Below are 20,292 nucleotides of genomic sequence, written 5' to 3' on the forward strand. Positions count from 1 at the left end.
ATAAACGGATTATTCCCCCTTCAACAACCTCTCCAAATACTCCACCTTAGATTTCTCGGCTTCTAAAAGACGTTCGTAAAGTTTTTTGTTTTCCTCGTGCGCTTCAATAAGTTTATCAAGAGGATTAAAGGTTGGATGTATATTTATTGCGTTTAGTGTAGACGTGTCGTGGCTTGTGAAAGTGTTATTAATAATATTTAGCACTTTATCTTCATCAAAATTCTCAATAGCTTCCGGAGTTACACCTAAGATTTCGGCTACCTGAGCCAATAAATCAGCTTCGATAGCAGCACTTTTTTCGATATTGGATACCGTCTGCTGACTTACTCCCAATTCAATAGCTAAGGCTTCCTGCTTCATTCCCCGCAGTTCGCGGATACGGCTGATTTTTCTTCCTATATGATTTGTCGTGTTGGTTGTACTCATAAGTTCAAAGTTAACAAATATTCAGCGTTCAAGATACGAAATATCTTCAGATGGTACAAAACGAATAGCGTTGTAGAATACAAAGGCTGCTGGTTTTATACAAGTTGTTTTGGTTCGGTACGTGGATGACGCTGCGTTCATTTGTGTAAACCAAAATAAATTTGATATGAAGAAAAAAAAGAAAGACAGTGTTGTAACAGTAGACATGTATCACAAGTATGCTGAAATCGATGAAATGTATTCCAGTAAAGTCAGAGAGGTAAAATTGGATATCCCATCAAATCTCAGAATGCTGTGTGCCATATTAGATATCAAGGTCGAGAAACTGTTAAACGATTTTATGTGGATGTTAAGCTACTCCCATCATAACTCTGCTACGACTAAACAACGGAAAACAGCAAAAAAATACATTCTTTCCTGCAAATACGGCCAGCCTGTGTATACTAAAAAGCAAATTAATCAGATGTTTGACGAACTAAAAGCTGACCGAAAAATACGTAAAACAATAGACGGCATGGATCACGAGGACATGAAACTCTTTTGGAAAAGCAACCACATGTATATGCAGCATTGGTTCAGACGATGGTTTAACAAAAGAGATAGAGCTAAAGGGGATATATCAACACTTAATGAATATTAACTGAAAAAGCATGAATGATTTTAACAACTTAATTGTACAAACTCGCTGTACGATTAAACTATCACATGGCGAACAACCCTCTTTCTCCATCGACGAAAGCGGAGAAAAGGCGAATTGGGTAAATATATCTATCCTCAACGATCAATTAGTTGTATACACCAAGCCTGAATATTACGGTTATCTGTTACTACACGATTATTATCCGCAGATAACGATCACCTATAAAATCTTGACAGGATTGCAGATGCTAGATAAATGCTTTTTTCGCTCATCAGAGAAACTCACCCTACAAAATATGGGTATAATCGTAAGAGAAGGAAATCTGAATATAGCCGTAGACGCTTTTTCACTCGATTGTACCGTGCTAAAAAGTGCGTATGCAAAACTGTCGGGCGAGACCATTATCTCACGCGTTTTGGCGCACCACAAAAGTATTTATGACGGATCGGAACTGGAAGCTTCCGAAGGAAATATACACGTCCACGACGAGGCTAAGGCCTCTATATGGTTAGAAGAAAAGCTAGAGTTCGGACGTAGTAAAATGGACTACAGGGGTAATCCGAGAATGAAAATATTGCAGTTAGATGAAGGCTGTGCGTTAAGACAAATCAATGTCGGTGATAAAATAAAAATTTAAAATTATCAAATATGAACAATGCATATTTAAAAAACCCAGAAGATGAGTGGGACATTCGATGGTATCTAATCGAAGGAGGAATACTTGAATCCATTCAATATGGCACTTATGAATCTTTCAAGAAAAAGCTATGGGACATCCTCGTTATTCTCACATCTCAAAACAATACAGGAGAAACAAAAGAGGAATACATAATTGATCATTTAGATAACATCATCTTAATGGTTAAGGGGGGACATTATTTTTTACATCATAAAAGACGTTTAACGTATGAAGAAGACTGGATAGATATCCAATGGCTACCAAATCCTTACCGCTGTTTAGAAAAATATCGACCTCGCGAAGACGAAAAGCTCAATCATCATTTAGCGCATTTCGATTATAATTTCACTCAATTAACACGAGAAGAGATTCAAAATTTTGTCATCGCATTTGAGAATTTTTTCTCCGAAATGGATCTGTCGTCTTGGCTAAACTTGTTAGATGATTGGAAAAGATGTATAAGTGAGAATGAATCCATCTTCGAAAGTGGAGGTGAATACGCAGCTTTAAAAACTTACGAACAGCTCTTAAAACTACGTGAAGCTTGTTATGTAGCTTACCACTGGGCGGCCATTGATTATCCACCACCAAACAAATACTTGATAGTTGACTACCTTGGAACAGATTATATAAACGGTTATCAAAGTGCCAGTCCTTTAGTAATGACTAGCGATACTTTTTATGAACAAAGCTATAATAACGTTAGACAAAGCATTTTGTATTTGTACCCCACGTGCCCCTGTGGAAAAGGCGGCATAGTATTGACTGCTCGTGATCTGCGATATACTTTAAGGTGGTTGCTCCAATCCGGATGGATGTTATTACAAACAGATTATTTTCCTGAAGACTGGCTTGATCCAGACAAGATTGACTTTTTACGCTGTCCAATACCAGAAGAAGATATAGCAACTTGGAAGCCGAAGAGTTTAAGCAATAAAAGACAAAAAGACATTCCAAAGGCTTTGTCAAAATTGTTTTATGGCGTTGATGTACGCGAAGAGATATACATGGTTGAAAGCAGAATCATGACCTATCTAGAGGGCAAATATTCCGAAAAATATAAAGATTTAGACAAAGAGGAAGTTGCAACAAGAGAAAGACTATTGAAAGTTTTAGATGTGTTAACTCTAATCGTTTTGGATCTGCGCAAACGTAGAACCAAGAATGAAGGTGTATGCTATCCGCCAATATTCGATCATGATAAGCAGACAGAATTACAAAAAGTTGAAAATGAAACCGGAAATTTATAAGTTATGGGAATTACAAATAAAAATGATCAGACTGATTTAAATAGCATCATTCTGATTCTAGCAAGCAGATACAATATCGATCGGATATTCCTGAATACCTACTATGCTGTTGATGTTCCTTTCTACGAGTTGGTTATCCTATTATCCAACAAGGAGCATAAATCTGTAGGCGAACTAGATCCACAGATTAGAATGTCCTTAAAGGATTTTCCGAAGTTTCATCATGTCACTTTAGTAGCGTTTCAGGTAAAAAGTAAGCTTATTGATGGGAACTTATATTTACACATGACCTGCCATCCAGATAAACTTATTTATCAAAATCCATCGTCAAAATTCGAGCTATACCCTGAAGGGCATTCCAACAAAAATACGCTGGAGTCGGTAAACGAATTATTTGCGCGTGAAAATCATAAAATTAATGAGTTTAAAGAGGGCTACTATTATTTCAAAGAGCGAGGATCGCTTTCACACGCAGGATTTATGTTGCATCAGGTATTTGAGTTGCGGTATAGATGCATGGAGATTATGGTCATGGGAAAGGAGCGCGCAACACACTCCATCAGGTCCCACCATCGTTATATTGTTAGAATAGCACCGTCACTAGCCACTATATTTAAAGAAGGCAAGCCAGAAGATGAAATTCTCCTTCAATTTTTAGAGGGGGTATATCGGGCGGCACGCTATGAAGATGATTTTGACGTCGATCTTGATATTCTACTGAACCTGGAACAACGTATGGAGAACTTCATGCAGATCACAGACACGATATTTCAGGATTCCGTGACGAATTTTAAAAACTACCCTTTTGAGGTCGTTAATCCGAAAGAGAAATTAGAAGATCGTGTCGAAAGTCAAGAAAAGTCGCTACGAAGCATTTCTAATGACGATACTATGAAGCCAGAATATGATGTCTACAAAAGCGCTGCTGATAAGAAGTTGGAATTGATTATTACTCGTTTGAAGAATACAATTGACATACAAGGCATCTATCTAGTTGGTCAGCGAACGAGATCATTTGTCATCAATGGTATTAATAAACCTTCAAATACTAACATTTATGATTACTACTTCGATTTGTTAATTGTTAGCGAAAACGATATTCGGGAGACAATAGGTAATATTCAAGCATCGATAAATAAAGAATTGGAAGTTTCTGTTTTATTGCTTTCTTTCACTCGAGATCAAATACAGAAACAGTTGGACAAAAATAGTGCATTCTTCCATCGGTCTTTGCAATATGTGGATCCGCTTCATGGTACGGAGATCAATTTATTGAAGTGGCAATTTCATGAACACAATGGAGAGCGTACTCAAGACGAAATGAAAGAGGCGAAGACAAAATGGTACCAAAGAGAAAATAACGCAAGTGGCTTCTACAATGGAGGTAAAGCGATAGATCAATCCGAAGAGGTTGAAATTAAAGTGCTTCTTTATAATCAAGCTATTGAACAAGCATGTTTGGGTTTACTAGAATATTTTTATGACTATGCGCCATACCAATACAATCTAAAACATTTGTTCAGTCTGTGTGCTAGTTTATGGCAATTTCCAAACGATATCTTTCCACGTAATACCGAAGAAGAAAAATCGCTATTCGATGAATTTGCGCAAACTGTAAAAGATACGCGATATCAGGGTTGGTCCATGGTTGGTTGGGATGAAGCTTATCGTTACGACGAACGATGTGAGCGGTTTTTGGAACAATGTAGCAACCTAATTCGTAAATAAATATGTAGATATACTTTAAAGTCGTTGTCCCAAAGAACAACGACTTTGTTATTTCCTTTTATCCGTCACCCTCCTTATCGAAACCGCTCTAGGCCTGAAACGATTCAATAAAATATACCAATTATTTTGTTCAGAATCGTAGCAAAATAACGGTACTTTAGGATAAACTTACGTAATTATAATTTAATTTAACGTTGCTATATTTTAAATTAACGTCATTGAATAAGTTTATTCGGTTATTTTATCAAATAATTACGTTAAATAGAGTCATTTTTAAGTTACTTTAATTTATATTAACGTTTATATAATATATTACAACGTATTCATATTTTATAATACCGTAATTTAAAAAAACATTAACGTTAATTTTAAATAACTCTACGCTATTGTATTTTAAAATAACGTTAATATTAGTTATATTAACGACATATTAGTATACAATTACATCATATTTCCTCGAAGTGAGTGTCATTATCTGATCTAATATATAAATAAGTAAATCTAAAAACGTTAATTATGAGCTACATACGTGCATTAGGAGGCTTTGGTCAGCATAGAGATAGCGTGCTATTAGTAGAAGCGGATGTTATACTTTCGTCAATGGAAAGAAATCCTCACTTCCCCGATCCCACTCCATCGCTTTCAGAAGTGGAAAGTGCCTATAATGAGTATTTGAGGAACTTGGCACAAGTTAACTGGACGCAGGGACGCGTCGACAGGGTGCTCAAACGAGAGAGTAAGGCACGCTTAGCCACTCTATTAGGCGAGCTGGCGGCTTATGTCAATTTTGTGGCCAAGGGGAAATTGTCTATCCTATATACATCGGGGTTTCCCGTATTTACAGGACGGAAGAAGGGAACGGTCCCCAGCGTACCTACTGGCGGTCGGCTTTCGGATGGGCAACTATTCGACGAAGTCCGTTTCGATTTCAATCCGTTGGGCAGAGACCTGACCTATGAGTGCAGGTATGCGGTATGGACATCATATGATGAAGTTGAACCCTATTCGCCAAAACTTCAGTGGGAGAATTCACTTTTTACTACCCGATCTCGGAATAACGTGATTAAGGGTATACCATCCCGATCAACAGTTTTCATTAAGGTACGCGCTATAAATAGCTACGGAACCGGAGATTGGAGCGATGTTGTGAGTTTGAGGGTACGGTAGGTAGGATTTTGGATACGTTCTGCTTACTAATCTGTGGAGCCGGAGGGATTGAGCGAATACATTTCGAATCCTCCTAAAAAAATAGAAGCCCAACTTTCGTTGAGCTTTTATTTTGTGGACCCGGAGGGATTCGAACCCTCGTCCAAACATAGTATAATTTACGCTTTCTACATGCTTAGCTTCTCTTTAATTGTCGGGAGAGAGAAGGTGAGTAGCGTACCTATACTGTTCTCCGTATTTGCTGTGTCTTACCAATGATTAGCAAAATCACATTGGCCAGTTCTATTGTTCGATGCCCCTGATGTTAAACCAAAGAACAGGATCTAACGGGACAAATAGCTATGTTAAGTCTAACTTAAGCAGCTAAGGCGTAGTTTTCTTCGCCAGTTGTAAAGTTGAAAGTTCAGATTAAAGTGCTCTACTAACAACGCACTGCATGCTTACATAATCATCTCTATCCTGTCAATTCCGGTCGAGCCCAATCATGTATAAGGTACAAATCTAAACATATTATTTGAATAGTAGATCATCAAAAAGTTTAATAAAAATTTCGAGATGCAAACAATTTTCTTTAACTTGTTGTTGTCCAATAAAAAAGTAGACAAAATTAATTAATACAATATGTCAGAAGATACCAATAAATCTGCGACGGGTTCAAAATCTGCTGCGGAATCTACAAATTCGAAGAATACACCGGCTAAACCGGCTACTTCATCCAGCTCTGCTACAACAGCAAAGCCCGCAGCTAAGGCTACAACTACACCAGCGGCTAAAAAACCAGTAGCGACACCTACAAAACCGGCTACTGCATCCAGCTCTGCGACAACAGCAAAGCCTGCGGCTAAGGCTACAACTACACCACCGGCTAAAAAACCAGCAGCAGCACCGGCAAAACCGGCTACTGCTTCTAGTTCTGCGACAACAGCAAAGCCCGCGGCTAAGGCTACAACTACACCTGCAGCTAAAAAACCAGCAACGGCACCGGCAAAACCGGCTACTGCTTCTAGCTCTGCTACAACAGCAAAGCCTGCGGCTAAGGCTACAACTACACCACCGGCTAAAAAACCAGCAACGGCACCGGCAAAACCGGCTACTGCTTCTAGCTCTGCTACAACAGCAAAGCCTGCGGCTAAGGCTACAACTACACCACCGGCTAAAAAACCAGCAACGGCACCGGCAAAACCGGCTACTGCTTCTAGCTCTGCTACAATAGCAAAGCCCGCGGCTAAGGCTACAACTACACCTGCAGCTACAAAACCAGCAACGGCACCGGCAAAACCGGCTACTGCTTCTAGCTCTGCTACAACAGCAAAGCCTGTGGCTAAGGCTACAACTACACCGGCAGCTAAACCAACAGCAGCACCGGCAAAACCGGCTACCGCTTCTAGCTCTGCTACAACTACACCACCGGCTAAAAAACCAGCAGCAGCACCGGCAAAACCGGCTACTGCATCCAGCTCTGCTACAACAGCTAAGCCCGCAGCAGCGCCTGCAAAACCAGCGGTAAAAGCGACTAAAAAAGAAGCTAAAAAAATCGAGAAAGAAGCCGGCTATAAAGAAGACGCACCTGGCAAAGTAAAAGATGCTAAAGCAAAAAAAGCGTTAGATAAAAAAACAAAGAAAAAGACTGACGAGAAAAAATCTAGCAAAAAAGTTAGTAAACCAAAAAAAGATAAAAAATTGGTCGCTAAAAAAGATAAAAAGTCTAAAAAGGAAGAAGGTACATTGGATAAAATCAAAGACGTGATTAAGGGATTCTATAAAGATGTGCAGAAAGAAAAGAAGAGAATCACGAAAGACATTAAGAAAAAGGTCAAGAAGAAAAAATAATATTTTCCGAAATAAAACAAGGTCCACCGTCAAAAGTGGACCTTGTTTTATTTCGGAAAAACCGTTACTCTACAAAAACCTAAACTTTTTTCGTAACACCCTTTATAATCAACCGTAAAGTTGAATTTGTAGAGAAAAAAGCATACATCCAATTGCCTAAAAGTTTCCATTTATTCCTAAATCCTGCAATCGGAAACAGATGAATGATCAACCAGGTAAGCCAAGCAAAGAATCCTTTAAATGAAAACGAAGGTAAATCTGCTACGGCATTATACCTTGAAATAACGGCCATACTTCCTTTATTAACATAAGAAAATGGTTTTAACGTATCTTTAGCATCTCTTGATTTAAGATTCTTTGCTAACAGTATTCCTTGCTGAATGGCTACCTGTGCAAGCTGTGGATGTCCATTAGGATAGTTGGGATCACTAGTCTGATAACAGATATCACCCAGGGCAAAGATATTGTCAAATCCCTGTACGGCGTTGTACTCATTGACCAGAACACGGCGCCCGCGGGTGATCACCGTAGTAGGTAGCCCCGGCAATTCGCGTCCGGTGACACCGGAAGTCCAAATTAAGGTCTTCGTTTTTATGCGTACATCGTTACTCAAAATAACATGCTCATCGACATAATCCTTTACTGCTACATCCAGGATCACTTTCACGCCAAGTTTTTCCAGCACACGTTTTGCTTCCTCCTGTGCCAAGCTACTCATTGGACCTAACAGGGTTTTGGCAGCATCTACCAAATAAATATGTGCACTAAAATCTTTGATTTCAGGATACTCCTTTTTAATAATACGCTGCCCTAATTCAGCCACCATACCTGCTATCTCCACACCGGAAGGACCTCCTCCAGCAATTACGATATTCAGATAACCCTCCCCCTCCGGCGTACCCTGGTAGCGAATAAATTCTTCCATATTCAAAAGGAGCTTATTACGGATCCCCAACGCTTCGGAAACGGTTTTCATAGGATAGGCATTATCCTTTACATTTTCAAGTCCGAAGTAATTACTTTCTGTCCCAACCGCCAAAACCAGATAATCGTATGATAGACTACCATTGTCCGTGATAATTTTCCTGCTATCCGAATCAATCTGCTTTAAGGTGCCCAAATGGAAATATACATTATTGTTCTTGTAGAACATTCTTCGAAAAGGCATACTGATATTCGACGGTTCAATGAAGGCCGTAGCTACTTGGTAAATAAGCGGAGGGAAAAAATTATAATTATTGATATCGACTAACGTAATGTGATACCGTTTGTCGTCACAGATGGACTTAATGAAATTTATGCCCGCAAATCCCCCGCCTACGACGACGATATGTTTTATATTTTCTCCCATATTGCTTAATTCTTTTATCGATCTCATGGATTAGATCAAGTATATGTATAACATCTACTATAAATGAATGTTTTCTATAAATTTCCCAAGTAGCTATTTGAGATTACGTTTTACGAATGGATACGGCATTTTTATGGGCATGCAACCCTTCCAGTTCTGCTAATATTTCTACCGTTGACCCGATTTGCTCAAGACCTTCTGCTGAAATGTGCTGGAAGGTAATTTTCTTGACAAAGGAATCAACGGATACGCCTGAATATGAACGGGCGTATCCCGATGTCGGCAAGGTGTGATTGGTACCTGAAGCATAATCACCTGCACTCTCGGGCGTAAGGTGTCCTAAAAATACCGAACCTGCGTTTAGTATTAAAGAAGTAATGGTCTGCCAATTATCTGTTTCTAAGATCAGGTGTTCAGGAGCATATACATTCGAAAACTGTATCGCTTCTCGCAGGTCTTCCGTTAAAATTGCGTACGAATTTTCGATGGCTTTTTGCGCCAGTTCTGCGCGAGGCAGCACAGCCAATTGTTTAGCCAATTCGTCGTTTACGGCTTGTATTAAATCAATGTCTGTCGACACTAAAACGGCTTGACTATCGACACCATGTTCAGCCTGCGCCAACAGATCGGCAGCGACAAAGGCTGGATTTGCCGACTTATCTGCAATAACCAATACCTCAGACGGGCCAGCCGGCATATCAATACTTACATTCGTCTTTCCTTGAATAAAACTTTTGGCTTTGGTTACAAATTGGTTTCCAGGGCCAAATATTTTATCGACTTTGGGAATAGACTCTGTACCATAGGCCATAGCGGCCACAGCCTGTGCACCTCCTACCAGATAGATTCTTTTGATTTGAAGTAATTTGAGACAATAGGCAACAAAACCGTTGATCTTACCCGATTTCTGGGGAGGTGAGCAGACGACGATCTCTCGGCATCCCGCGATGCGTGCAGGAACACCTAACATCAAAAGGGTCGAAGGCAAAACTGCTGAGCCTCCTGGAATATACAGCCCAACTTTTTCGATAGGACGCACCTCTCGCCAACATTTTACGCCGGGCATCGTCTCTACGACCCGTTCTTTACGAAGCTGGGTGCTGTGAAATTTGTGAATATTCTGAAAAGCGATTTCCAAAGCACGTTGCTGGTCTCTGGAAATAGTAGCAGCCAATAGGTCAATATCGGATTCATCCAGATACAACTGATCGATCTCAACCTGATCAAATTTAGCTGCAAAATTCCGCAATGACGGGTCGCCATTGGTCTTCACTTCTTCTACGATCGAAATTACCGTTTCCAGAATTGCATCATTGGGATCTGTATTGCGGATTACGAGTTCATCAATTTCTTCACGCGATAAGTTGTTATAGTGATACGTTTTTAACATTACAAAATGATTTTTTCAATAGGCATTACGACTATTCCCTGCGCCCCAGCCGACTTTAATCTGTTAATTTTCCCCCAGAAATCATCTTCCGAAATCACGGTGTGGACAGCAACCCAACCCTCTTCAGCCAAAGGAACCACTGTAGGACTTTTAACCCCATGGAGCAGCTCCGTAATCAATGGCAGATTAGATTTCTCCACATTCAACACCACGTATTTCGTCTCTTTAGCTCTTAATACCGATTGTATACGCTGTAATAACTCACATAAAATTTCGTTTTCTTCCAGACCATCACGTCCAATTAAAATCGCTTCTGATTTACGCACATCAGCAAATGGTTTTAATCCATTACTTTTTAGCGTTCCCCCGGTAGAAACGATGTCACAGATCGCATCACTAAGTCCCAAGCCCGGTGCAATCTCCACGGATCCTGATATTTCTTGGATATCGGCCTGAATATTATATTCAGCTAAAAAGTTTTGAAGAATTACCGGATAGGATGTCGCTATGGATTTTCCATTTAAATCTTTTAGGTCTTGAATATCCGAATCCTTTGGAATAGCTAATTTTAATGTACATTTTCCAAAGCCCAGTCTTTGCAGATAGGTAACTTTTGATTCGGTCTCGTCAATGACATTTTCACCTACTATACCTAGATCTGCTATCCCCTCCTCTACATATCCCGGAATATCGTCATCGCGTAAAAAAAGAATTTCAAGATTAAAATTAGAAACAGTTGTGATTAAAGAGCTTTTATAATTTTCGAAATCAAGACCGCAGTTTTTTAGAAGTTGTACTGATTTCTCGTTTAATCTACCCGATTTCTGGATAGCTATTTTTAGATTTTTCAAAATGATTTTTTGATGTTAGTTGAATAAAATTATTAATATTTTGATATAGACACAAAGGGAAAATTGCTTCACGTAGAAACACATAAAATTACATATCGCCGCACTGGCGATGATGGAAATGTACGTGATGTGTAAACAAATATGTCATTAATTACTAATAATATACAAAAGTAGCTTTTTAATCAACTTTTACAAAAAATAGTTGCTATATTTTTAAAGGGATCCCTCCTGTTCATTTTCTATCAGAAAAACGGATCCAAATATTGAATATCGCTACTACCGGACGAGTTTTCCTGTTTTTCAAATCTTACTACAGTCCCTCGATAAGTACATTTTAAGAGACTGAGGAGAGACTGATGAATTTTCTCATTTTATTATACAATTGTAATTGCATATAAATACAAATTTATATAAGTTTGCACCAATTTAAAATCAGTCTAAATAAATGTGTTATATATTCAATTTTCAAAAACATCATTATATTCAGTCGTTAGCGATAGGCTTACTTCTTATCAACGGACTACATACATCAGCTCAAAACGTGAGGTTCCAAAATTCAACAAAACTGACATTATTGGACACCGTGCAAAATCTTAACGAAGTAGTGGTGACTGCTGGTCGTAAACCTGAAAGTATATCGACTGTACCTTCTTCTATTTCTATCCTCTCTACGAAAGAGATCGAAGCACAAAGCCAAATAAGCACCAATTTAGCAAGTATACTAGGTAATACAATTCCGGGATTAGGTACCGCGACTAATAAAGCCACGAATTCCGGACAAACGCTACGGGGCAGATCGGTGTTGGTACTGATTGATGGAATTCCGCAATCTACTCCCTTGATGAATGGACAGCGAGATATACGGTCCATAGATCCCAGCGTCATCGAGCGTGTTGAAGTGATCAAAGGTGCTACTTCTATATATGGAAATGGTTCAGCTGGAGGGATCATCAACTATATTACCAAAAGAAACGATAGCCTAAGCAATCCTATTGGGGGTGTTACCACAGTGAGAAGTACAATACAACCCTACCGAAGTGGTGAAACAGCCGGTTATCGGATTGCCCAAAGTTTATATGGTCGTCTTAACAAATTCAGTTATACAGCAAGTGGTTCGGCAGACTACATGGGATTACAACGAGACGCCGATGGTCTAGCACTGGGGCAAACAGATGGATTGTCAAACAGTTACCAATATAATGCGTTTGTTAAATTGGGTTATGATATTGACGCTTCTTCCTCTTTAGTTGCAGTTTACAATTTATATAACAGCACACAGCATGCAAAATACATTAGTCAGGCTGGTATATATGGAGAATCGCCGACCATAGGGATTAAAGGGGAAGATCCGGGAGAGCCTGCCGGTACACCGTACAATCACAATGCAATGTTAACCTATACCAAAAACAATCTCTTTAACAACACGCTATTACAGGTATCTGGTTATTACAATACATTTAGGTCAATGAACCGCTATGTCGCGAATGCGACAGCGTGGTATGGACCAGGGCAAACACAAATAAATTCAACAAAAAAAGGACTACGTATCAATCTAAATACACCCTTTCTATTAGGTCAATTCCCTTCCGAGGTCACATATGGCCTCGACTTACTTAACGATGTGACCAATCAAGATTTAACCGACGGAAGAGTATACATTCCTAATATGGATATGATCAATATGGCTCCTTATGCACAACTAAAGATTGACTTTTTAGAAAATTTGATCTTCAAAGGTGGACTCCGATATGAAAATGCTTCGGTAAAAATCAACGATTTCAATACGATAGCTACAGGTCCCGACAATGCAGGTAGTATTGCCGTAACAGGCGGTAAGATTCCCTATCGGGGAACAATGTTTAATGCCGGCTTGCGTTTCAATAAATATGATTTTTTCAATCCATTTATCAGTTTTTCGCAAGGATTTGCTATCAACGAACTCGGACGTATTGTGCGGAGAGCCACAGACAATGATCTGGATAGTCTGAAAACAGATCCCATTATCACAAATAATTATGAAATAGGTTTTTCCAGCACATATAGTATATTTCAGCTCTCTGCGGCGTACTATCGAAGTACCTCAAAATTGGGTGCCGAACTTGTAGATGTAGGAGGTTATCTGATGCCACAACGTACACCTCAAAATATCTACGGATACGAGATAGCATTAAATGCGAGATTATCTCCCCAGTGGACAGTAGGTGGCACATATGCCTATGTTGAAGGAAAATCCGAGCAGGAAAATGGAACCAAAAACTATATTAATGGATCATTGATAGGTCCTCCTAAAGCGACGGGATACCTCTATTTTACGCCAAATCCTGCTTGGAATATACAGCTCTTCTGGGTACATACCAGTGCTAGGGATCGATTCGAACCAGTTGAATCTACCGGAAAGTACCGTGCTGCAGAAGGTTCTGTAAACGATGTAAACCTCTTTAATCTAAATGCTTCACATAGGATAAATAATCAATGGTCAATGGGCTTGGGGATAGAGAATCTTTTTAACACAGATTTTTATACCGTACTTAGTCAATATCGGGCTGAAAACGTCAACTATGTAAAAGGCATGGGAACAATTGCTTCATTAAACGTCAACTACAGATTTTAAATGTTTAAAAAAGTAGTTCTTTGGCTTCACAAGTGGCTTGGCATAATAACGGGCATCGTGGTGTTCATCCTGAGCATTACGGGATGTTTCTATACCTTTCACGATGATCTCAAGCTACTGGTATACCCACAAAAATATATTATCCAGCAGCAAATCGATCAAGCATCTCCCCTGCCTTTAAGTGAATTACTCCACATTGCGCAGAGAGCACTTGGACAGGAAGAGCGCGTCTCTCGCGTTGATCTTTATCCTGCACCGGACCGAACCTGGGTATTCCGTGCACAGGAAACAGACGAAAGCGCGTTTGGGTATTGGAATTATTATGTATACTACAAACGGATTTTCGTTAACCCGTATACCGGAGAGGTCGCAGCGATTGAAAATTCTAAAACTGAGTTTTTTCAGCTGATGTTACAAATGCATCTTCATTTACTACTCGGTAAAAAGTATGGTCATCCGGTGGTAGGTTATTCAACCGCTATTTTTGTTCTTCTCTTGCTATCTGGAATAATACTCTGGTGGCCAAAAAAATGGAAAGGTAAAACCCTTAAGCGCGCCATTTGGCTCAAGACCAAAGTGAAATGGAAACGCTTCAACTATGACCTACATAATGTACTCGGTTTCTATAGCTTCCTTCTGGCACTGATCCTAGCTATTACCGGACTGGTCTTCTCGTTTCCGGAGTTCAAAAAGGGGTATACATCTTTTCTGAATAATTTTTCGACAAACGATTACGCTCAAATCGCACAACTAAAACCTCTGGCGTCAATAGATAGTATGTACACCGATCCGCTGGACAATGCGCTGCATTATGCTTTAGCAAAACATAGCCACGCAGGTATGATGTCAATACGTCTTAGATCGATAGAGGCTCCGACAGTCGATATACAAATCCGACATCTTGAACAACGGAGCGGGCTTTTTGAATGGTACTATTTTAACAAAAAGGATCTCCGCATTAAGGAAATAAAATCAAGCAAATCGCTGGCTACAGGTGATAAAATCGCATCGCTAAACTATGATATCCACACCGGTAACATCCGGGGTATGCCGACTAAAATACTTGCTTTTTTCATTTCGTTGATATGCGCCAGTTTACCTGTAACCGGATATATTATCTGGTGGAATAAGAGTAGGAAGATTTCTTAATCCGTGCCCGTCTTTCATAAAGATACTTCACGCGCTTTAATTTATAAAAATCAAAGAAAGCGATGAGCACTAGCACAAAGCATACTAAATAAAATGTTTGATTACCAAAGTAAAAATAATACACCCCGCTGAGCAATCCGCCAAGAAAATAGGAAAACAAAATAACCAACAACAAATGAAATTTGTCGACCAACTGTCTATTTTGTCTGTTCTTTGCCTTTGTGAACATCGAAACCATAATGGCCAAATCGGTCGTTAAGCCGGTTAAATGGGTGGTCTTTACAACTGAATTTGAGATACTGGCTGTTAAACCATTCTGCAGCCCCATTGCAAATAACAAGGCACCTACCAAAAGTTCGGTTTCTTGCAAAGAGTCATTGTAAAAAAAATCGAGGTACACTCCTACAAATAGGATACTTAAAAGCTCTAGTACAACAGGAATCGCGTGTGATACATACTGCCCCCATAAACTCTTTCCGTGAATAATCACGGCATTTGAAATCACACCTCCAAAGAAGAATAAAAGAATCCAGAAAAGCACAACAGCTCCTTGGTACCAATTTCCCTTCGATAACTCCTGTGCAAAAACCGCATAATATCCGGTAATATTCGACGTAAATGCAAAAAAGACGATAACCGATATCACATTCACCATACCCGCTGAAAAGGCCGTCAGCCCCCCCAACTTAATGTTATCGCTAACAGTTCTATGATTACTATATTTTCTCAGCATAATCTTCTTGATATCCCCTTCTTTCTAATTTAATTTTCAGCACCCCCCTCACTTGTAGATCCAGATTAAGGTGCAATTCTAATGTATTTCGATCTATATTGGCGATCTGGAAACTTTCAAGTTGTTTACCTTCCCTAACTAATTGCAAAATATGCCCCCTGCCTCTGATATACCACTCTATGCGTTCATTCAATGAATTATTAGCCGCTTTGATCGTTCCATCGTTGTCGAACTCCCAGACTTTGACATTAAACAACTCAAGGTCTTTCATAATTTCTTCTCTTAAGCTATGTTGTAGCTCCCATTCAGAATGTCGTGCCTTGCTATCGGTTTTTTCTAAATACCACCCCGTTTCGACCCATTCGCCTTGGATAAGGCGTTCAGGATTCTCAAAATGCATAACCATGTATGCTGCAGTAAGCAACAACGAAACCAATAAGATATAGGTGATTGCAAGTAGTCTTTTTCGCTTAAAATGTAACATGCCAATTCCTCCTAAAAAATAAACCATCTAACTTATCTATAACAGGGACATTTTCTAACCGCGTAGCTAAGTAAACTGCCGAAAGACCGACATTGGAATTCTTATTAAATATTTCCAATAGATCGAAACTTCTCGGTGTAGCGCTCTCAAACCTATAATCCTCTGCAATTACAAGATGATCTACTCGGCTGCCCTTGCAGTAATTCCTAAAGTAATTGTTCGTTTGGGATGTGATGATATCCGCATACATTTCATTTATGCGGTCGCCATATTTCGAACGCATGAGCTGGCATGCTTTAATAAATTCTTCAGTCTGTAATTCTTCGAGATGATCTTCAGCGTGAAAACCAAGTAACTCAGTAATGGAATTATCAGATTGTAAACCATGTACGAGGATAATTTCAAAACATTGATCGGGATACCGATCTAGTAGATCTACAACAATATTTAGTGAATTGACAGTGAAGTCTGTTTGAATGAGAACACGCTTTGTCCTAGCCATATTTTGATTTTTTTTTCAAAGTTAGGACACCGAAATTGCAACGAGATTAGCCTCACATTAGTTTTTTGTGAGACTTTTTAGGTCATATTAGAATGTAATTAGAATGATTCAACATACATTAGAATAAGATTAAAAAGAGGTAACCGTAGGTAGTTCTATCCGCACCGTTGTGCCTTCCCCCAGCACAGAAGACACATTTAATTTTCCATTATGCATCCGAATAATATTTCGTGCCAGAGGTAATCCTATACCATAGCCTGAGAAATTTCCGGTGTTAGAAGCTCTAAAGTACGGATCAAAAATGTAAGGAAGATCCTGTTCAGGAATACCAATACCTTCATCTTTAATGAGCACAATAACACTATTATCAAGTGCACCAAGAGCTACATAAGCGGTATGGTCGGAAGAATATTTACAGGCATTCGATATGATATTCGAAAAAGCCAATTGTAGCAAAGCAGACGACCCATATACCTTTAGCTTCATGCTATCTTCGGGAAGTAGGGTGAAATCCGTTTTAATATGGAACCGTTCATTGATCGCCTTTACAGTTAGATCTGAATCCATAATAATCTGATCGATACGTACCGGCTTAAAATTACTTCCATTATTTTCATAGCCTGTACGTGCCAATAACAGCAACGCATTGGTCTTTTTTTCGAGATTATCCGCTGCGGCTATTATCTTCGTCAACGATTGTTGGTATTCCGCTACAGTACGTTCCTTTGACAGTGCTAAATCTGCTGTTCCGATGATGGAAGTCAAGGGTGTATTTAGCTCATGGGATGCGTTGCTAACGAAGTTTTTTTGCGTCTCAAAGGAAGTTTCTATCCTAGAAAGCATTCTATTAAATGTTATCGCTAATTTATTCAACACACTCTTGTCTTCCGTTTCTTTAAGACGAAGAAATAGATTTTCTGAACCTATTTTTTCCACCTCATTTATAATACCGTTAATTGGTCTTAGAAATGATCGCTTTACAAGTAAAGAGACCACGATGACAAAAAGAACCCCCAAAACTACACTGATAAATAACAAGTTCCGTAGATATGCGATATGATGGGTATAGAAATAATTCTCGGCAGAAACTCCGACAACATACATTTTACCATCGTTCATGTAGACATCTGTCGAATAAAACTTGGTTCCTATCTTAAAATTAGCATGGCCTACTTTACTAATCTCTTTCCAAAGTGCAGGATCCAAACCGTTATTATATAATATTGTATGGGTTTGGTCAAATTCGACAATAAAATTATGTTGCTTGTCGAGATTTTCAACATTCTCATACGTCCATTTGAAATCTTCGTTCCTAGGATCTTCATTAAGCATCTGCTCTGCGGCCAGTTTTCGCCTTAAGTCCAATCGTTTATAAAAATCTGTAAAGGCAAAATTAGAGATGGAATAAAAAACAAAGATCACAAAAGAGACTGTATAAACAATAAGGATAGTAATCAGTGAATATAATGTTCTATTGTATTTATGCATTTTTAACTATTATCGTCTATTTTTAACACGTACCCCATGCCTATAACGGTATGTATCGCCTTTTTTGTCGTTATTTTCTCAATTTTTTTTCTCAAATAATTTACATAAACGTCTACGACATTAGATCCAATGTCAAAATTGATCCCCCAGACCTTATCCAAAAGTTCATTCCGATTGAATACTTTTTTTGGAGTCTGGATGAAAAGCATCAAAAGTCGATATTCTGTCGATGTAAGATTTAGTTCCTGACCTTCGCAGTACGCTATTTTTTTAAAATCATTCAGTTCTAGGAACCCGTAGCTGTACTTTTTTTCTTCTTGATTAATTAAATGGTTCGCGATTTCACTTTTCCGTCGGATCAAAGAGCGAATTCGCGCTTTCAGTTCAATAAGCTTAAAAGGCTTAGAGAGGTAATCGTCAGCGCCGCTATCCAGACCTAACACTACATTTTCCGGACTCCCCAACGCAGTTACCATCAATATAGGCAAGTCTTTGTAGCCTAAATTTCTAAAGTTTTTACATATTTCAAGTCCATTTACTTCAGGAAGTAATACATCTAAAATTACGAGATCAATACGGTCTGTACTGACAATTTTGAGTGCGTCTTCATAATTATTCACATGTAAGACCGCATAACCCTCTTCTACTAGCCCCTGTACAATGAATTCAGCTACATTTCGCTCATCCTCCACCAACAAAATTTTTTGTACAACCATACGATAGGAATTACTTAGATTTTAATTTACACTTAGCGAAAATATGTAATTAATTTCATAAAATAAGAAAGGGCGATATTTCATGTGGGATTTAACATATCCAAACGAATAAAAAAAGCCTCCAATATCGGGGAGATATAGAGGCTTGAACTTTAACCTAAATTATGAATCTAAATATACATGTATGTACACTTTCATCCCCTCTCCTTTTGTAATATTCATGCGATAAAGAAATAATGCAACTGTAATGTTATCCCGTCTACCGATGCAGCAGTTAGTTACCATTTGGAATCTAGATTCAATTACGATAAGGAATTTACTTACCGTAAATAAAACGTTAGCCTGCGACGGGAAGTCTTGTGCTGATCGCGATCCGATTCCATGCGTTAATTGTAACAACTGCCATAATGATCTGTGCTATTAATTCTTCCGAAAAGAACTTTTTAGCTAAGTCATATGTAATTTCTGTTAACCCGTGCTGATGAATAAGTGTGACCTCTTCTGTAATAGCAAGGAGCGCCTTTTCCTCCGCTGAAAATTTATCTGTTTCCTGCCAGGCATTTAGCAAGAAAATACGTTGTGTAGTTTCTCCACTTTTTAGGGCATCCTTTGTATGCATATCAATGCAAAATGCACAGCCATTGATCTGCGAAGCTCTGATTTTAATTAATTCCTTCTGTGATTTCGTTAGTTGTGAAGCCGTTAAATAAGCTTCTAAACCATACATGGCGTTGTAAGCCTCTGGCTGAACATTCTGAATGTTAAAGCGATTTTCCATTTTATAAATTTTAATTATTAACGATGCTGCTAAATTCCGTATTATCTGCTAAAAAAAACTTAAACTGGTTTAAGAACACCATCCATTATTATTTTTTTTTGATTACTTTTTTCTTCCGAAGCTCGCTCAGGTACTCTAGTGTAAAGCCGAGAAAGGAAGCTAATAGTTTCTGAGGAATCCGTTCTATGAACTTGGGGTATTTCGAAATAAATATACGAACAAAACTGCTCCTCGGCTACGAGTGTTTGTTTTTTTTGCACCTCGAATACCGTAAAGAATTGAACTATTACGCTCAATGCATCATCGTCTATTGTTATATTTTTTTTTATGTGTTGGAATAAAGCTTCATGCATCGTGCTTCTGTATTCACTGTTTCAAATGATAATGCTAAGATACGATTCCCCAGTAATATCTGATATTCAGTATTAACTTTATCTTTCAAAGAAATATATAGATACCGGAGCACTCGGCAAAATTAGTGTACTTAGAAAATAAGCCGCCCACAATACAGATTTAATG

General features: G+C 38.7%; 18 protein-coding genes and 1 other RNA gene. 8 read left to right on the plus strand and 11 right to left on the minus strand.

Translation table 11 applies throughout. The annotated features are described in order from the left end of the window. Positions 1 to 9: 9 nt before the first annotated feature. Positions 10 to 426, minus strand: coding sequence for a helix-turn-helix transcriptional regulator (locus FAZ15_RS17685; protein WP_136902649.1), 417 nt, complete (start codon positions 424 to 426; stop codon positions 10 to 12). Positions 427 to 592: 166 nt separating this feature from the next. Here FAZ15_RS17685 and FAZ15_RS17690 point away from each other — a divergent pair, with 166 nt between their 5' ends. The 5 genes from FAZ15_RS17690 to FAZ15_RS17710 all read left to right on the plus strand — a co-directional run bounded on the left by FAZ15_RS17690 (position 593) and on the right by FAZ15_RS17710 (position 5,890). Then, the gene (locus FAZ15_RS17690) at positions 593 to 1,066 is read left to right on the plus strand and encodes a hypothetical protein (protein WP_136902650.1); all 474 of its coding nucleotides are present in this window, start codon (positions 593 to 595) and stop codon (positions 1,064 to 1,066) included. Positions 1,067 to 1,076: 10 nt separating this feature from the next. After that, the gene (locus FAZ15_RS17695; protein ID WP_136902651.1) at positions 1,077 to 1,703 is read left to right on the plus strand and encodes a GIN domain-containing protein; all 627 of its coding nucleotides are present in this window, start codon (positions 1,077 to 1,079) and stop codon (positions 1,701 to 1,703) included. 11 nt (positions 1,704 to 1,714) lie between these two features. After that, positions 1,715 to 2,995, plus strand: a complete 1,281-nt coding sequence (locus tag FAZ15_RS17700) for a hypothetical protein (protein ID WP_136902652.1) — start codon at positions 1,715 to 1,717, stop codon at positions 2,993 to 2,995. Between the two features lie 3 nt (positions 2,996 to 2,998). Further along, positions 2,999 to 4,723 (plus strand): hypothetical protein, encoded by a 1,725-nt coding sequence (locus FAZ15_RS17705; protein ID WP_136902653.1) that lies wholly within the window; start codon positions 2,999 to 3,001, stop codon positions 4,721 to 4,723. A gap of 516 nt (positions 4,724 to 5,239) precedes the next feature. Beyond that, on the plus strand, positions 5,240 to 5,890 hold the full coding sequence (locus FAZ15_RS17710; protein ID WP_136902654.1) for a hypothetical protein: 651 nt from the start codon (positions 5,240 to 5,242) through the stop codon (positions 5,888 to 5,890). A 112-nt stretch (positions 5,891 to 6,002) separates the two neighbouring features. Here the strand turns inward: FAZ15_RS17710 and ssrA are convergent. Next, positions 6,003 to 6,370: a transfer-messenger RNA gene (gene ssrA, locus FAZ15_RS17715) on the minus strand. A 141-nt stretch (positions 6,371 to 6,511) separates the two neighbouring features. On the opposite strand from ssrA, the gene FAZ15_RS17720 reads away from it, so the two are divergent. Then, positions 6,512 to 7,720: a hypothetical protein gene (locus FAZ15_RS17720; protein WP_136902655.1), complete on the plus strand. Its 1,209-nt coding sequence runs from the start codon at positions 6,512 to 6,514 to the stop codon at positions 7,718 to 7,720. A 79-nt stretch (positions 7,721 to 7,799) separates the two neighbouring features. Here FAZ15_RS17720 and FAZ15_RS17725 read toward each other — a convergent pair whose 3' ends face one another. The 3 genes from FAZ15_RS17725 to hisG form a co-directional block, all read right to left on the minus strand. Next, entirely contained in the window at positions 7,800 to 9,098 is a 1,299-nt protein-coding gene (locus FAZ15_RS17725) for an NAD(P)/FAD-dependent oxidoreductase (RefSeq protein ID WP_229707615.1), read from the minus strand. Between the two features lie 76 nt (positions 9,099 to 9,174). Beyond that, a complete protein-coding gene (gene hisD / locus FAZ15_RS17730; RefSeq protein ID WP_136821982.1) occupies positions 9,175 to 10,461 on the minus strand; it encodes a histidinol dehydrogenase in 1,287 nt (428 codons plus the stop codon). Further along, entirely contained in the window at positions 10,461 to 11,312 is an 852-nt protein-coding gene (gene hisG / locus FAZ15_RS17735; protein ID WP_136821981.1) for an ATP phosphoribosyltransferase, read from the minus strand. Before hisG ends, hisD begins: the two co-directional genes overlap by 1 nt. A gap of 445 nt (positions 11,313 to 11,757) precedes the next feature. On the opposite strand from hisG, the gene FAZ15_RS17740 reads away from it, so the two are divergent. Together FAZ15_RS17740 and FAZ15_RS17745 are read left to right on the plus strand one after the other, a co-directional pair. Beyond that, the gene (locus tag FAZ15_RS17740) at positions 11,758 to 13,923 is read left to right on the plus strand and encodes a TonB-dependent receptor (protein ID WP_136902656.1); all 2,166 of its coding nucleotides are present in this window, start codon (positions 11,758 to 11,760) and stop codon (positions 13,921 to 13,923) included. Next, a complete protein-coding gene (locus tag FAZ15_RS17745) occupies positions 13,924 to 15,072 on the plus strand; it encodes a PepSY-associated TM helix domain-containing protein (RefSeq protein WP_136902657.1) in 1,149 nt (382 codons plus the stop codon). Here the strand turns inward: FAZ15_RS17745 and FAZ15_RS17750 are convergent. From FAZ15_RS17750 to FAZ15_RS17775, 6 genes are all read right to left on the minus strand, one after another. After that, positions 15,038 to 15,805: a YoaK family protein gene (locus FAZ15_RS17750; RefSeq protein ID WP_136902658.1), complete on the minus strand. Its 768-nt coding sequence runs from the start codon at positions 15,803 to 15,805 to the stop codon at positions 15,038 to 15,040. The genes FAZ15_RS17745 and FAZ15_RS17750 overlap by 35 nt on opposite strands. Continuing rightward, the gene (locus FAZ15_RS17755) at positions 15,789 to 16,316 is read right to left on the minus strand and encodes a hypothetical protein (RefSeq protein ID WP_162304999.1); all 528 of its coding nucleotides are present in this window, start codon (positions 16,314 to 16,316) and stop codon (positions 15,789 to 15,791) included. Before FAZ15_RS17755 ends, FAZ15_RS17750 begins: the two co-directional genes overlap by 17 nt. Continuing rightward, positions 16,276 to 16,791, minus strand: coding sequence for a hypothetical protein (locus FAZ15_RS17760; protein WP_136902660.1), 516 nt, complete (start codon positions 16,789 to 16,791; stop codon positions 16,276 to 16,278). Before FAZ15_RS17760 ends, FAZ15_RS17755 begins: the two co-directional genes overlap by 41 nt. 129 nt (positions 16,792 to 16,920) lie before the next feature. Continuing rightward, positions 16,921 to 18,279: a HAMP domain-containing sensor histidine kinase gene (locus FAZ15_RS17765; RefSeq protein ID WP_136902661.1), complete on the minus strand. Its 1,359-nt coding sequence runs from the start codon at positions 18,277 to 18,279 to the stop codon at positions 16,921 to 16,923. Between the two features lie 2 nt (positions 18,280 to 18,281). Continuing rightward, positions 18,282 to 18,995, minus strand: coding sequence for a response regulator transcription factor (locus FAZ15_RS17770; protein WP_136902662.1), 714 nt, complete (start codon positions 18,993 to 18,995; stop codon positions 18,282 to 18,284). Between the two features lie 337 nt (positions 18,996 to 19,332). After that, positions 19,333 to 19,773, minus strand: coding sequence for a carboxymuconolactone decarboxylase family protein (locus FAZ15_RS17775; RefSeq protein ID WP_136902663.1), 441 nt, complete (start codon positions 19,771 to 19,773; stop codon positions 19,333 to 19,335). Positions 19,774 to 20,292 lie beyond the last annotated feature (519 nt).

It is taken from the genome of Sphingobacterium olei, from assembly GCF_005048855.1.
Classification (GTDB): Bacteria; Bacteroidota; Bacteroidia; order Sphingobacteriales; family Sphingobacteriaceae; genus Sphingobacterium; species Sphingobacterium olei.